At 73.0% G+C, this 437-nt stretch carries 1 protein-coding gene; it reads left to right on the top strand.

The annotated features are described in order from the left end of the window. A partial coding sequence (locus EBL84_RS16740) for a transposase (protein ID WP_190288002.1) occupies positions 1 to 437 on the top strand: 437 nt, incomplete at both ends.

Raw genomic sequence — 437 nt, 5'->3', positions numbered from 1 at the left:
CTGCACACCGCGCTGGAGCTGAGCGAGCAGGAGCGGGTCAAGCTCAAGACCAAGACGGTGCCCAATACCGCCGCGGGGGTGGAGGCGCTGATCGACTGGCTGGGGCGTCAGGGGGCGAGGCCGGAGGCGGTCCATGCGGTGCTGGAGGCCACCGGCCCTTACCACGAGACGGCCGCCGAGCTGCTCCACGGGCGTGGCCTGACGGTCTCGATCGTCAACCCGGCCCAGGCCCGGGACTTCGCTCGCGGTCTGGCGGTGCGCACCAAGACCGACGCGGTCGATGCCAAGGTGCTGGCGCGCTTCGGCGCGCTCCTCAAGCCCGCGCCCTGGACGCCGCCCTCGCCCGAGGTGCGCTTCCTGCGGGCGCTGCTGGCCCGTCAGCGCGCCCTCATCGAGGACCTGCGACGCGAGCGCAACCGCCTGGAGAAGGTCGAGGC

The sequence above is a fragment of the Marichromatium sp. AB31 genome (assembly GCF_003718685.1).
GTDB classification, from domain to species: Bacteria; Pseudomonadota; Gammaproteobacteria; order Chromatiales; family Chromatiaceae; genus Marichromatium; species Marichromatium gracile.
This window is presented reverse-complemented; position numbering and strand designations above follow the sequence as displayed.